The organism is Nostoc sp. CHAB 5715 (assembly GCF_020829685.1).
Classification (GTDB): domain Bacteria; phylum Cyanobacteriota; class Cyanobacteriia; order Cyanobacteriales; family Nostocaceae; genus Nostoc.
Genome location: NZ_JAIVFR010000087.1, coordinates 1 through 11981 on the forward strand (window position 1 = coordinate 1; position 11981 = coordinate 11981).

The window sequence follows — 11981 nt, forward strand, 5'->3', positions numbered from 1 at the left end:
CTCGCTGGCGGGTCGAAGGTGACCGGGTCTGCCTGAACAACATCTCGCCGGCGATCATGATGATCTCGCGCTTCTGCTCGCCGATGATCCAGGCGGGCGTGGGCGAAACCTGGGTCTCGCGCGATCCGCTGGGTCGGCGGGTGACGAACGTGCTTCAGCGGGGGCGGTGAGCCTACGTCGGCCTGGACAGTTCGGCGACCAAGATGGATCGCGTCAATTGTTTTTCCGCTCATCCCGGCGAAGGCCGGGACCCAGTTCTTAAGTGAGGCACGGCGTTTGGGATTGAGGTCAGCGTTGAACTGGTAGCGATCGTCGCCCAAAGCACTGGGTCCCGGCTTTCGCCGGGATAAGCGGAGGAAGGTGGCTCAACAAAGCTGCCGAACGCTCTAGAGGTCCTTGTATCCCAGTCGATCTATGGCGGAGTTCCACTCGCAAAACTCGGCGAACGGGTCGTCGCTCACCGTCAAGTCTTGACCATCAGTCGTGGTTTCTGGGCAGATGCAATTTTCCTCGATCCCTTTTCACCACGTCAATGTCCTCAATTATGGACTGTTGAATTTATTAAACAACTGTCATTGTGTTTACATCAAGATGGTTTATTAGCCACCTATTCTTGTGCTGCTGCTGTACGCACAGCACTTTTATCTGCTGGTTTGGCGATCGGTTCTACCCCACCGGTGGGAAGGCGATCGCCTGGTACTGTGGCAGTTCATTCTAACAGCACTCAGCACTCAGCACTCCCTATGCTCTCACAAGCTGAAAAAGAACACTTGCTAACCCGTGCTGCTATTCCCTATCGCGATCCTGAATTAAGCGATTCAACCGAAGTCATAGTGATGCGGCGACAACAAGAGCAACAAGCCTCTTCACTCGAACCTACCTCCCATTGGCGAAAAAGGTGGCTATTGGGAACACAAGGCAGAGATTTTATGGGAACTAGTTTGTAATTCGGTTGCGATGTCTACAACGGGCGTAGCTGCGGTAATTAAAAGCCTCATCCTCAGTCCTTAATTCCAGAAAAGTTCGACATTTTTTTGCCAAAAATTCTGATTTATTTTTCAGATACTCAGGCAACGAGTTTTTACAAGCCAAATAGCTTAATTATGTGGTAGTATTCAATACTACATACTATTTGACAGTTATAAAATATTGCTATAACTGAGTAAGTAAAAAGCTATACGCCTAATGATTACCATAAAGACTTAACATTCAAAACCGGGTATCTCGATATAAAACAAGCAATTACAAGACTTTTGAGCGCTGCTAGATGAAAAAATATCCGTAAAAAACCTGATTTAAGATTTGTGCCAAATGATCATACTGAAATAAAGTAAATATTTGCATCAAACCCCATTAGCAGAGTGAAGAGTATCGGTTCAAATCATGCCGTAGGATCGCAAAATAATGTGGAGGCTTATTCTTTAGGCTTATTTCAAGAAGACCTTATGCTTAAAGATAACCAAGCAGTGTCTTCTTGGATAAAAGTTGATGTTAATTGTGGTGATGATTCATTGGTCTATAGAACACTACAAGCTAAAGGTTCTAAAGTGAATGGGTTTGATTCAGATCCGCCGAAGGTTTTAGTAGTTGACGATCATGCCGCCAGTCGCATCACTGCTGTTGCCCTCTTGGGGATGGAAGGATACGAAGTGATTGAGGCGGATAGTGGTTCCATTGTTGTAGGGTTGGTAACTCAAAAACAACCAGATTTGATTTTGCTGGATGTGATGATGCCAGGAATGGATGGATTTCAAGTGTGCCAATTACTCAAGCAGGATGAGCAGACTAGGCTAATCCCAGTGATTTTTATTACGGCCTTAAATGACAGGCGATCGCGTATTCGGGGAATTGAAGTTGGGGCAGATGATTTTCTCACCAAACCCTTTGATCGTGTAGAACTGGCGGCGCGTGTAAAGTCCTTAGTGCGGCAGAAGCGTCTGAACGAAGATTTAGAACATGCCGAACAAGTACTATTTTCTATTGCCATGTCGATTGAAAGCCGCGATCCCAATACAGGCAATCATTGTGAGCGTTTAGTAAAACTGGGACAAGCTTTTGGTGAATACCTCAATCTTTCACGCTACCAAATTCGAGATTTGAGGTGGGGTGGTTATCTCCATGATATTGGTAAGGTAGGTATTCCCGATGCAGTGCTGCTGAAAAAAGGCAAACTTACCCCCGAAGATTGGCAGATCATGCGGCAGCATGTTTTGATTGGAGAAAAAATCTGCCAGCCTCTACGCAGTATGCGCGGTGTAATTCCCATTATTCGTCATCACCACGAACGCTGGGATGGCTCAGGCTACCCTGATGGACTCAAGGAGGATGATATTCCTTACCTGGCGCAAGTATTTCAGTTAATTGATATTTACGATGCCCTGACCAGCGAAAGACCTTATAAAAAAGCTTTTACTTCAGCAGAAGCACTTTTAGTGATGCAAGAAGAAACCGATTCCGGTTGGCGTAATCCCAAATTAATGCAGCAATTTGCCGAGTTTATTGTCTCCTGTTATGAAAAAGAGTAATTAGGGAGTAGGGAGTAGGGAGTAGGGAGTAGGGGATAATCTCTACAGCATTTTCGAGTTGAGGGCGAGTTATTTCAAAAATCAAATAGGAGTCCTATATGTAAGATATTTTTTAAAAGCGATCGCTCTTTTGTGGTAAGCATAATTTAAATCATTAGGTGATTGATAACATTTAATTTTGGCAAACGTAGTAATCGTCAAAAATCAAATCGAGCCGCTATCGATAATAACTATATCCTGACTATTATTGTTGCTTGTTTATCTTAATATGATGATGCCTCTAAACCCGCTTTTCAATAGCATTTGAGATGCGCTTATGACGATACATTAAGTTTAGGAAGATCAAATGAAGTTGTATTTGCAGTACGGTGAAGAATTGTCCGAGCAATGGAAAAGCCTCTGCGAAATTGAACTGAAGCCTCTATTGAACGTAAATTCACGCCCTTTTGCAGAAGCTCAAAATGTCCTTGGTATTCATTTCGTGCCAGTCAGGCTGCCAAATGGTGAAGTTCTCAATGTTGACATCACTTACTCGACGGAGAACCGAGGAATTAGTATTAGAATTTTGAGCAAAGACACCACCCTAATACAGGTTGGAGGCTTCAAGAGACAAGAAATATCTTATGACCCAAATGTAATATTTATAACACCAAACGGTATTTATGTTTCCGCGATGGTTGGCGCTTGATAAGACATCTCAAGAGTGGGGAAATCAAAGGTAGTGTGTCAGATAAACTACTCAAACATCGACTTTAAATCAGAGAACGAAGGAATCAAAGCACAAAAACGTCGAACCATGTTTTGGCTTGCAACCAAATATCCTCTTTGGGGGTTTTGTTCTCGACAATTTGGAGAAAAACGAATGCATTGTTTTTTCCATTCCTGTGTTGGTAAACCAAGATTTGGGTTTACCTTAGTACAACATTTCATTAATTCGTAGCGAATTCTCTGCGTACCTCTGCGCCCCTGGAGCGTTTAAATTTCAACCCTCAATTCGCCACGATTTTACGCAAAGCTGTACTTAGTTGCTTAGGAAACGCTATAAGTATTTAATAAAACAATAAGCCTGTGTAGACAGGCTTAGTTCATGTAGGTGCAGACTTAAGTCTGATGGAATTACCAAATTATTACCCCGGAAGTTGCTTTTTCAGTGCTTCCAGAGAAGCCCAACGGTGATCAACTGGAGTTTCAGGAATATCAGAACTATCAACAGTACTACTTACAGGAATACCTGGACAATTGCGATCGCACAGCTGGCGTTGGGGAATTGCCAAGCACATCTGCTCATACAGCCATTCGTTGGGATAAAAATAACCATCGGGCGGTAGGGTTTCCAGCAAATCTTCCATAGTCACTTCCCGCTCTAGGGGCAAGTCATTTCCCTGATTTGCATTTTCATCTAACCAGATGATTTCCTTCGTATTAACCCCTAAACGTTGATTGTATTGCTGCAAACAGCGATTGCAGGTACAAGTAATAATTGTTTCTGCCTGAGCGGAAACTTCCAGGTAATTGCCATGATGCTCCACGCGCACATGACCGCGAACTGGTGTCAACGTTTCCAGACCAGGCAGAAATTCCTGAACCTGAACTTCCTCTGTCCGCTCCGATGCTCTAGTTAGCTGCGGAATATAAATTGCGTCCATAGGATTCGTGAGACATCCTCACTAAGAATTTATCTTCATTACCAGCAATAATACTGATACTACATCTTTAATTTTATCTCTTAAGAACAAGAGAAATTTTGAAAGAAATTATATTGTTAAGAGTTTTCAATTAACTCCAAACTCCTGTACAGACGCGATTAATCGCGTCTCTCCTAACTCCTAACTCCTAACTCCTTCCAACGAAGCTGGTCGCACAACCAGATTACGATGCGGCTCTTTACCGCGACTGAAGGTTTCCAAATCTCCAAATTCCTTCAAGAAGGTATGGATTTGCCGCCTTTCAGCAGAACTGAGGGATTTGATTTCCACTTCTCTACCAGAAAAGCGCACTTCATCGGCTGCTGCTTCTGCTAATGCGCGAATTTCGGCTTCTCTTTTGACCCGGTAGCCATTTAACTCAATAGTGTAAAAAGCTTGTTCCTCCGGGGGTTGGCTTAGGTTTAAAACCGAATTTGCCAGATACTGAATTGCATCTAACACACAACCATCAGCACCAATTAATACCTGGATTTGTTCTGTCGTCAAATCAGTTTGGTCAATTGTTAACCAGTAGTTATCTAGTTCTGGGGAATCGCCGTCTTGAGATTGGGCAGCTTCTAAATGACCCTGAATTTCAGCAGGTATTCCAGTGAGTTCCAGCAGGGATTTTAACCACTGCTGACCTCGCTGCATGGGAATATTGCTCATGATCCCCCTGTTGCCTTTTTCTTAGCACTTTTTGGTTCAAATGGCAATGCCTTTTGTTCTGCTACTACTGCTTCTTTCTCCTGGGTTGCTACGATTTTTTGCAGTTCTTCTGGTAGAGGTTCGCGGGAGAGAAGATAAGTTTGTGCGGTTTGGAAAATATTACCAATCACCATATACATCAGCACCCCAGCTGGTAAGGGGAAGAACAAAAACATCCCAGAAAAAATAACTGGAGTGATTTTGTTAACTGTATCTTGCTGCGGATTGCCACCACTGGAATTTTGCCCAGAAAGCATTTGGCTAACATAAAGGCTGATTCCAAAGGAGACGATCATGGCGACGATATCCCAGTGGATTGTGCCATCTGGATCAGTTGCGCCAACCCTGCCTAAAGCGTCAATAAATAGAAAGCCTTTTTCTGCTGCTAGTCCAGGAATTGTTCCTTGAATAGTGACTTCTCCAGGCTGCAATGCTTCTACATTGCCTTCAGCATCAATTTTTACCCTATCTTCACCTTTGGTGACTTTCCAATCAGGAATGAGCTTATTTTCTGGGTGTTCTGCTAAGAGTACTTGAAATGGTTTGCCCTCAATGGTCTGATATTGGATCTTAGTTTGTTCTCCCACCGCTAGTTTGTTACCACTGGGAAGGATGGCAGCTACTTTAACGTGTTCTCCATCAGCAACGTAAATGTTTTGAGGAGCAGTAGCAAAGGCTTGCGGTTGAATTTGTTCGATTTGTTCTGTAGGAAAGATTTGCAGGTTAACGCTGTAGTTCGCACTTGCAAAAGGCGAACCCCGCAAAGTGGCAAACAGCGCTAATAAAACCGGCATTTGCACTAGTAATGGAAAACAGCCTGCCAAGGGGTTGCCAAATTCTTTTTGAACATTGACCATTTCCTCCTGCTGCTTTTGCGGATCATCCTTATAGCGCTCTTTGATTTCTGCCATCCGCTTCTGCATCAGAGGTTGTACAATTCGCATTTTCCGCATGTTACGAATTGAGCCAGCACTCAGGGGATAGAGCGCGAAGCGGACTATCAATGTCAAAGCAACGATCGCCAATCCGTAGCTAGGCACAATACCATAGAAAAAATCTATGATTGGTAGCATCACGTTGTTCGAGAGAAAGCCGATACCAAAATCCATTATTCTGAATTCAACCTGAGGTACTGTAAACTGAATCTAATTTATCTAAATCATAAATTATGTGCGACTAGCCTTCGCTACGGATAGCCGCACATCCAAAAAAGGGGAGTGGGGAGTGGGGAGTGGGGAGATGAGGGAGATGAGGGAGATGAGGGAGCAGGGGGAGAAAGAATAACTAATGACTATTCCCTATTCCCTATTCCCTACTCCCTACTCCCTACTCCCTACTCGCATCACTTGTTAGCAGCGCTATATTCGGGATTTTTCGCAGCAATTCTTTCGTTAATGTAGTCATAGACTTCCCGAAACTTGGGAATTGCCCGTAATTCGAGACGGCTGCCGTTTCTTAGGGTTAGTACCATATCTCCCCACAAGCCAATGCCACGGGGGACTGTAACGACTTTGACAATTTCCGAGTAAATTATGTCAGTGCGATCGCGTCCCTGCCAACCTCCCGTCACGGTAATTCGGCGATCGGTGATGCGGAAACGCAGCCACAATGCTCTAACAATTGCCCCAACTGTTAATGGTATCCCGACAATGGTTAGACCAATCAACAGGTTGACAATTAAATCCCCAGGATGGGGGCCACCTTCATAATAAACATCTTCACGAATTCCCATCGAACACCTCAGCTTGTGCCAACAACTGCTCTAATTCTTGCAGAAATTGTGGGCTTACGCACTTAGATTCTGCTGTTGTGGGTTTGACAATGAACACTAGCCGCCATCCTGGTGATAATTTGGGCAGCAAGTTATATAAAGCAGAAGCAATTTGCCGTTTGATTCGGTTACGAACCACTGCCCTTTTGCTGACTTTTGTGCTTATGGAAATCCCAATCCGCGTGCTGGCAAGATGTACTGAGTCAGTTGCTTGTGTTGTCTCGGTGGCAGTGGACAAAGAAGGTTTTGTTGAACATAACGGCTTTAAGGCTCTCAATGTTAAATAAGAACCATGACGCCGAATTCCTTCCCGGAAAACTGCCTGGAAATCCTTGCGGGATTTTAGCCGATTTGCTTTAGGCAAAGCCACAGATGCTCTTTTAGCTTAGATACGCCCTAAACGCTTAGACGGTGACGCCCCTTTCTTCTCCTGGCGCTAATCACGTTCCTGCCGTCTGGTGTCCGCATCCTAGCCCGAAAACCAGAGGTTCTTTTTCTCTTACGGCTAGTGCCGCCTAGTGTTCTTTTCATATTCTTCTCCTCTTAGGTGATTTTTATAAAAACTCACAATCTCTAATTCTATTACTTTATTACGGAATAGGGAATAGGGCATTGGGCATTGGGCATTGGGCATTGGGAAGAGGACTTGGGTAAAAGGAGAATTGGGGACAAGGGGAAAGAGTTGTTGCAAGTTCTCACCTCTTATCACCTTGTCACCTTGTCACCTTGCCTCTCCTGCTCCCTCATCTCCCTCATCTCCCTCATCTCCCCACTCCCCACTCCCCAAACTTAATTGATGCTCAAAATCCATGTTCCCATGTAGCGCAGGAGTGGCACATCACCAGGGGAGAGGACTTGACAGCGAAAATAGTAAACTCCGCCGAAGGCTGGGTTTTTCACGTTAGATAAGACTACCTCAACTCCACTACCTGCTGGTACTGGATCTTGGGGAAAAATATTAATCAGCTTACCTTCTTTGTCCCACTTCACCTCAGAAAGCGGAACTGCTTTGCCTTTGACTCGGACTTCAATTTTTTTCTGGTCAAAAGTTCCTTTGTAATAATCAGGGTAAGTAATGGCAAATTGACCAACAGCCAATTTCATTTTTTGGGCTGGAATCCTTAATATATATCGATCCCAACCATTCGCTTGTCCACCAAAATCTAACCTAAAGGGCAGCTGATTTTCTTGTTTGACGCCGCTAAACAGTGTAAATCCAGGTAAGCTTTGCGCCCAAGTCAAGGCTGGTAATCCAGTAACCAGAAAGCTAGTTACGGCTAAAGCAGAAAGTAAACGTCGCATAATCAGGCTTCCTCTACCAAAATATAAATCTGTTATCTAAAATAACTGTGTGTTAGTATTCGTTACTAAACTTTACTACTGACTTCCTGACAATTGACGTTCAATAATAAAAAAAAGTGCCATCCTCACTGAGCTTTGGGCGACAGCAAAATTACTTAGTTACAAATTATCTATGTACTTAATTTAATTCATTACCCTTACAGAGTGCTGATTTTAGACTTAGGTTGGTTAAATTTTGAACTCAATATAAACACAGTCGGGATTGGATTATGTTTCCATATATGTACAAGTGTATCTAAATTTGAGAATTTTGTTATAAAAATTGAGGCGTGCCATCAGCGATCGCCAGTTAAGCTGGACTAAATTGATTAAAATAAGTTGGAATCAGAGTCGTAATTATTAAAATTTGATTGGGAAATTATAAAGCTTTCAAAATTTGGTCAATATTACTCTATAAGAAAGGAATACCAAAATTTATTTCTCAATCCCGAAAACAAGCTGAAGATAAAGATGCAAAATTTGGGAATCAATTTAGGATGTGCAATACGTAACCCTGTTTGCAACTATCTGAGAATATGACATCTGCAAGCGGCAAAGTCAGGCTTTGCCTGGACAGCTAAGAGTGGGAGAGGAAAGTTTCAAGGTTCAATCTACAAGTAAAATTCATGGGTGATGTTCCTGCCTAAGTACTATGAGTGCGGGACACGCCTCATCTAGACAATCGCTTACTTGGCAGAAATTAGGTATTTATCTTCAGGAGATTTCATGAGAATAGCAGTTGCTAAAGAAATTGAAGTTTGTGAACGTCGTGTGGCATTAATTCCTGATACCGTTACCCGATTGGTAAAACAAGGTTTGGAAGTCTGGGTAGAAGCAGGTGCAGGAGAGCGATCATTTTTTGGCGATTCTGACTATGAAGGCGCAGGAGCCACAATAATCAGCGATACCGCCAAATTATGGGGCGAAACAGATATTCTGCTGAAAGTCAGCCCCCCACAAGAACGAGAAGATGGACGCTCAGAAATTGATTTGTTAAAGGAAGGGGCTGTTTTAGTCAGTTTCCTCAATCCCTTGGGAAACCCCGTTGTAGCACAGCAACTAGCAAATCGTAAAGTCACAGCCTTGAGTATGGAAATGATTCCCCGTACTACCAGGGCGCAAAGTATGGATGCTTTGTCTTCGCAAGCTTCATTAGCAGGTTACAAAGCAGTATTAATTGCCGCAGCTGCATTACCCAAATATTTCCCGATGTTAACCACAGCCGCAGGTACGATCGCCCCAGCGAAAGTATTTATTATGGGTGCTGGTGTAGCCGGATTGCAAGCGATCGCCACCGCTAGACGCTTGGGAGCAGTGGTAGAAGCCTTTGATATCCGTCCCGCCGTCAAAGAAGAAGTGCAAAGCTTAGGGGCAAAATTCGTTGAAGTCAAGTTAGAAGAAGAAACCGTCGCTGCTGGTGGTTACGCCAAGGAAATTTCTGAGGCTAGCAAACAACGTACCCAAGAAGTTGTCGCCGAACACATCAAAAATTCTGATGTGGTGATTACTACTGCTCAAGTACCTGGGAGACAAGCACCACGGCTTGTTACACAAGAAATGGTGGCACAAATGAAACCAGGCTCAGTAATTGTGGATTTGGCTGCTGAACAGGGTGGTAACTGCGCCTGCACCGAACCAGGTAAAGATATTGTCTGGAACGGTGTGACAATTATCGGCCCCATCAATCTCCCATCATCAATGCCAATTCACGCCAGCCAATTGTATGCCAAGAACGTAACATCGTTGATGCAATTGCTAATTAAAGACAAAGCTTTGCAGGTAGACTTTGGCGATGACATCGTTGATGCAGCTTGCGTTACCCACGCAGGTGAAATTCGCAATCAACGAGTGCGGGATGCGCTACAAGCTTTGAATACTCAACAACCGGCGGTTAATTAGGGATGAGGGAGATGAGGGAGATGAGGGAGATGAGGGAGATGAGGGAGATGAGGGAGATGAGGGAGATGAGGGAGATGAACTAATGCCCCATGCGCACTTGCCTTGAGCGAAGCCGAAGGGATGCCCACTTGCCCTGAGCGAAGCCGAAGGGATGCCCCATGCCCCATGCCCCATTCCCATTTACACAAGGAGTTTTGATTTCATGACAGAGGCATTACTTGCTGCTTTGTTTGTATTTGTTTTAGCATCTTTTATCGGCTTTGAAGTTATCAACAAAATACCACCGACTCTACACACGCCCTTAATGTCAGGCTCAAATGCGATTTCTGGGATTGCGGTACTTGGGGCAATAGTGGCTTCAGGTGCTAGAGAAACTAGTGTGTCAGTGATTCTCGGTTTAATTGCTGTGGTACTAGCTACAGTCAACGTTGTCGGTGGCTTTCTAGTCACAGATAGAATGCTGCAAATGTTCAAGAAAAAGGAGATTAAGGCGTGAGCGACTTTTTACCAACTGGCATTCAGCTGACATATTTAGTCGCTGCATCCTTATTCATTTTTGGTTTGAAAAAGCTGGGTTCACCTGCTACAGCGCGCAACGGTAATGTTATTGCAGCCGTGGGGATGCTGCTGGCAATTGTGGCGACAATGCTGGATCAACATGTGTTGAATTACGAGATGATATTGTTGGGCTTGGCGATTGGATCGGGAATTGGTGCGATCGTTGCCTACAAAGTCCAAATGACGGAAATGCCCCAAATGGTGGGTTTACTCAACGGTTTAGGTGGTGCGGCTTCGGCATTAGTAGCTGTTGCCGAATTCTGGCGATTATTGGATTCTGGCGCACCTGTACCCCTAGATGTGAACATTTCCATGCTATTGGACGTGTTAATTGGTGGTGTTACCTTCACAGGTAGTTTTTTAGCCTTTGCCAAATTGCAAGGTTTAATTAGCGGTTCTCCGATTACATTTCCATTCCAGCAACCATTTAACCTCTTGCTTCTGGGTGCTTATATAGTAGGTAGTGCCTATTTAATCATCACACCAGATAGCTTACCCATATTCTTGGGAGTGGTAGCTGTTTCCTTAGTGCTAGGTGTGATGTTCGTCATCCCCATTGGTGGCGGCGATATGCCAGTGGTAATCTCGCTGTTGAACTCGTTGTCAGGTGTGGCGGCGGCGGCAGCTGGTTTCGTGGTGATGAACAATATGTTAATCATCGCTGGTGCTTTGGTAGGAGCATCTGGCTTAATTCTCACCGAAATTATGTGTAAGGCAATGAACCGCTCCTTATTTAGTGTGCTGTTTAGCGCTTTTGGTACTGGTTCTAGTTCTGGTGGTGCTGCTGCTAGTGGTGGTGCGATCGATCAAACCGTCCGCAGTATCGATCCTGAAGAAGGGGCGATGATGTTGGGTTATGCCCGTTCTGTGGTAATTGTGCCTGGTTATGGTATGGCAGTTGCCCAAGCGCAACATAGTGTGCGGGAATTGTCAGATCAGTTAGAACGGATGGGCGTTGATGTCAAGTATGCCATTCACCCCGTTGCTGGGAGAATGCCGGGGCACATGAATGTATTACTGGCAGAGGCAAATGTGCCTTATACGCAGTTGTACGATATGGAAGATATTAATCCCCAGTTTGAGCAAGCGGATGTAGCTTTAGTAATTGGGGCAAATGATGTGGTAAATCCGGCGGCGCGGAGTGATACAAATAGCCCGATTTTTGGTATGCCGATTTTGGAAGTAGATCGGGCGAAGCAGACGATTGTGATTAAGCGCGGGATGAGTACGGGTTTTGCCGGTGTAGATAATGAGTTGTTCTACAAGGATAAAACTACGATGCTTTTTGGTAGTGCGAAGGATATGGTGGCGAAGTTGGTTTCGGAAGTGAAACAACTTTAACGAACCGCCAAGACGCAGAGAGCGCGAAGTAAAGAAAGAATTTAGAGAGTTGGCTTGCTATATAAAGAGTCTACACCCTTCAGCTTTAATCATCCATTGCTTGTAATCCGAGGGATAACTGCCGTGACAACCGTAGATACGGTACTAAGTAAA

At 44.4% G+C, this 11981-nt stretch carries 14 protein-coding genes and 2 pseudogenes; 6 read left to right on the plus strand and 10 right to left on the minus strand.

The features are described 5' to 3' along the window. Positions 1–473 precede the first annotated feature (473 nt). From LC574_RS07180 to LC574_RS07190, 3 genes and pseudogenes are all read left to right on the plus strand, one after another. Positions 474–947 (plus strand): annotated as a pseudogene (locus tag LC574_RS07180) (MnmC family methyltransferase); the annotation flags it as partial. A gap of 414 nt (positions 948–1361) precedes the next feature. Further along, positions 1362–2525 (plus strand): two-component system response regulator, encoded by a 1164-nt coding sequence (locus tag LC574_RS07185; RefSeq protein ID WP_229452379.1) that lies wholly within the window; start codon positions 1362–1364, stop codon positions 2523–2525. A gap of 346 nt (positions 2526–2871) precedes the next feature. Continuing rightward, the gene (locus tag LC574_RS07190) at positions 2872–3213 is read left to right on the plus strand and encodes a hypothetical protein (RefSeq protein WP_229452380.1); all 342 of its coding nucleotides are present in this window, start codon (positions 2872–2874) and stop codon (positions 3211–3213) included. 50 nt (positions 3214–3263) lie between these two features. Here the strand turns inward: LC574_RS07190 and LC574_RS07195 are convergent. The 9 genes and pseudogenes from LC574_RS07195 to LC574_RS07235 form a co-directional block, all read right to left on the minus strand. Further along, a pseudogene (locus LC574_RS07195) lies at positions 3264–3419 on the minus strand (IS630 family transposase); the annotation flags it as partial. A 233-nt stretch (positions 3420–3652) separates the two neighbouring features. Then, positions 3653–4171, minus strand: coding sequence for a DUF177 domain-containing protein (locus LC574_RS07200; RefSeq protein WP_229452382.1), 519 nt, complete (start codon positions 4169–4171; stop codon positions 3653–3655). 180 nt (positions 4172–4351) lie between these two features. Next, on the minus strand, positions 4352–4879 hold the full coding sequence (locus LC574_RS07205; RefSeq protein WP_229452383.1) for a R3H domain-containing nucleic acid-binding protein: 528 nt from the start codon (positions 4877–4879) through the stop codon (positions 4352–4354). Then, positions 4876–6027 carry a membrane protein insertase YidC gene (yidC, locus tag LC574_RS07210; protein ID WP_229452384.1) on the minus strand — a complete coding sequence of 384 codons (1152 nt, stop codon included), beginning with the start codon at positions 6025–6027 and terminating at the stop codon, positions 4876–4878. Before yidC ends, LC574_RS07205 begins: the two co-directional genes overlap by 4 nt. A 233-nt stretch (positions 6028–6260) precedes the next feature. Next, positions 6261–6650 carry a PH domain-containing protein gene (locus LC574_RS07215; RefSeq protein WP_229452385.1) on the minus strand — a complete coding sequence of 130 codons (390 nt, stop codon included), beginning with the start codon at positions 6648–6650 and terminating at the stop codon, positions 6261–6263. Beyond that, the gene (gene rnpA, locus LC574_RS07220) at positions 6637–7059 is read right to left on the minus strand and encodes a ribonuclease P protein component (RefSeq protein WP_229452387.1); all 423 of its coding nucleotides are present in this window, start codon (positions 7057–7059) and stop codon (positions 6637–6639) included. The genes LC574_RS07215 and rnpA overlap by 14 nt, the downstream gene beginning before the upstream one ends. Before the next feature lie 26 nt (positions 7060–7085). Then, positions 7086–7220, minus strand: coding sequence for a 50S ribosomal protein L34 (gene rpmH / locus LC574_RS07225; RefSeq protein ID WP_094327629.1), 135 nt, complete (start codon positions 7218–7220; stop codon positions 7086–7088). Next, positions 7195–7380, minus strand: coding sequence for a hypothetical protein (locus LC574_RS07230; RefSeq protein WP_229452388.1), 186 nt, complete (start codon positions 7378–7380; stop codon positions 7195–7197). The genes rpmH and LC574_RS07230 overlap by 26 nt, the downstream gene beginning before the upstream one ends. A gap of 98 nt (positions 7381–7478) precedes the next feature. Further along, positions 7479–7991, minus strand: coding sequence for a DUF2808 domain-containing protein (locus LC574_RS07235; protein WP_229452389.1), 513 nt, complete (start codon positions 7989–7991; stop codon positions 7479–7481). A gap of 765 nt (positions 7992–8756) precedes the next feature. Between LC574_RS07235 and LC574_RS07240 the strand changes: the two genes are divergently transcribed. Beyond that, positions 8757–9929 (plus strand): Re/Si-specific NAD(P)(+) transhydrogenase subunit alpha, encoded by a 1173-nt coding sequence (locus LC574_RS07240; RefSeq protein WP_229452390.1) that lies wholly within the window; start codon positions 8757–8759, stop codon positions 9927–9929. Here LC574_RS07240 and LC574_RS07245 read toward each other — a convergent pair. Beyond that, positions 9891–10103, minus strand: a complete 213-nt coding sequence (locus LC574_RS07245; RefSeq protein ID WP_229452391.1) for a hypothetical protein — start codon at positions 10101–10103, stop codon at positions 9891–9893. The genes LC574_RS07240 and LC574_RS07245 overlap by 39 nt on opposite strands. A 28-nt stretch (positions 10104–10131) precedes the next feature. On the opposite strand from LC574_RS07245, the gene LC574_RS07250 reads away from it, so the two are divergent. Continuing rightward, positions 10132–10425 carry an NAD(P) transhydrogenase subunit alpha gene (locus tag LC574_RS07250; RefSeq protein ID WP_229452392.1) on the plus strand — a complete coding sequence of 98 codons (294 nt, stop codon included), beginning with the start codon at positions 10132–10134 and terminating at the stop codon, positions 10423–10425. Continuing rightward, positions 10422–11828, plus strand: coding sequence for an NAD(P)(+) transhydrogenase (Re/Si-specific) subunit beta (locus tag LC574_RS07255; protein ID WP_229452393.1), 1407 nt, complete (start codon positions 10422–10424; stop codon positions 11826–11828). Before LC574_RS07250 ends, LC574_RS07255 begins: the two co-directional genes overlap by 4 nt. Positions 11829–11981: the final 153 nt, after the last annotated feature.

Excerpts from the sequence above, each read along its gene's own strand:
- LC574_RS07190 (WP_229452380.1), top strand. The coding sequence starts at position 2,872 with ATGAAGTTGTATTTGCAGTACGGTGAAGAATTGTCCGAGCAATGGAAA.
- LC574_RS07200 (WP_229452382.1), bottom strand. The coding sequence starts at position 4,171 with ATGGACGCAATTTATATTCCGCAGCTAACTAGAGCATCGGAGCGGACA.
- LC574_RS07205 (WP_229452383.1), bottom strand. The coding sequence starts at position 4,879 with ATGAGCAATATTCCCATGCAGCGAGGTCAGCAGTGGTTAAAATCCCTG.
- yidC (WP_229452384.1), bottom strand. The coding sequence starts at position 6,027 with ATGGATTTTGGTATCGGCTTTCTCTCGAACAACGTGATGCTACCAATC.
- LC574_RS07215 (WP_229452385.1), bottom strand. The coding sequence starts at position 6,650 with ATGGGAATTCGTGAAGATGTTTATTATGAAGGTGGCCCCCATCCTGGG.
- rpmH (WP_094327629.1), bottom strand. The coding sequence starts at position 7,220 with ATGAAAAGAACACTAGGCGGCACTAGCCGTAAGAGAAAAAGAACCTCT.
- LC574_RS07235 (WP_229452389.1), bottom strand. The coding sequence starts at position 7,991 with ATGCGACGTTTACTTTCTGCTTTAGCCGTAACTAGCTTTCTGGTTACT.
- LC574_RS07240 (WP_229452390.1), top strand. The coding sequence starts at position 8,757 with ATGAGAATAGCAGTTGCTAAAGAAATTGAAGTTTGTGAACGTCGTGTG.
- LC574_RS07245 (WP_229452391.1), bottom strand. The coding sequence starts at position 10,103 with ATGGGGCATGGGGCATGGGGCATCCCTTCGGCTTCGCTCAGGGCAAGT.
- LC574_RS07250 (WP_229452392.1), top strand. The coding sequence starts at position 10,132 with ATGACAGAGGCATTACTTGCTGCTTTGTTTGTATTTGTTTTAGCATCT.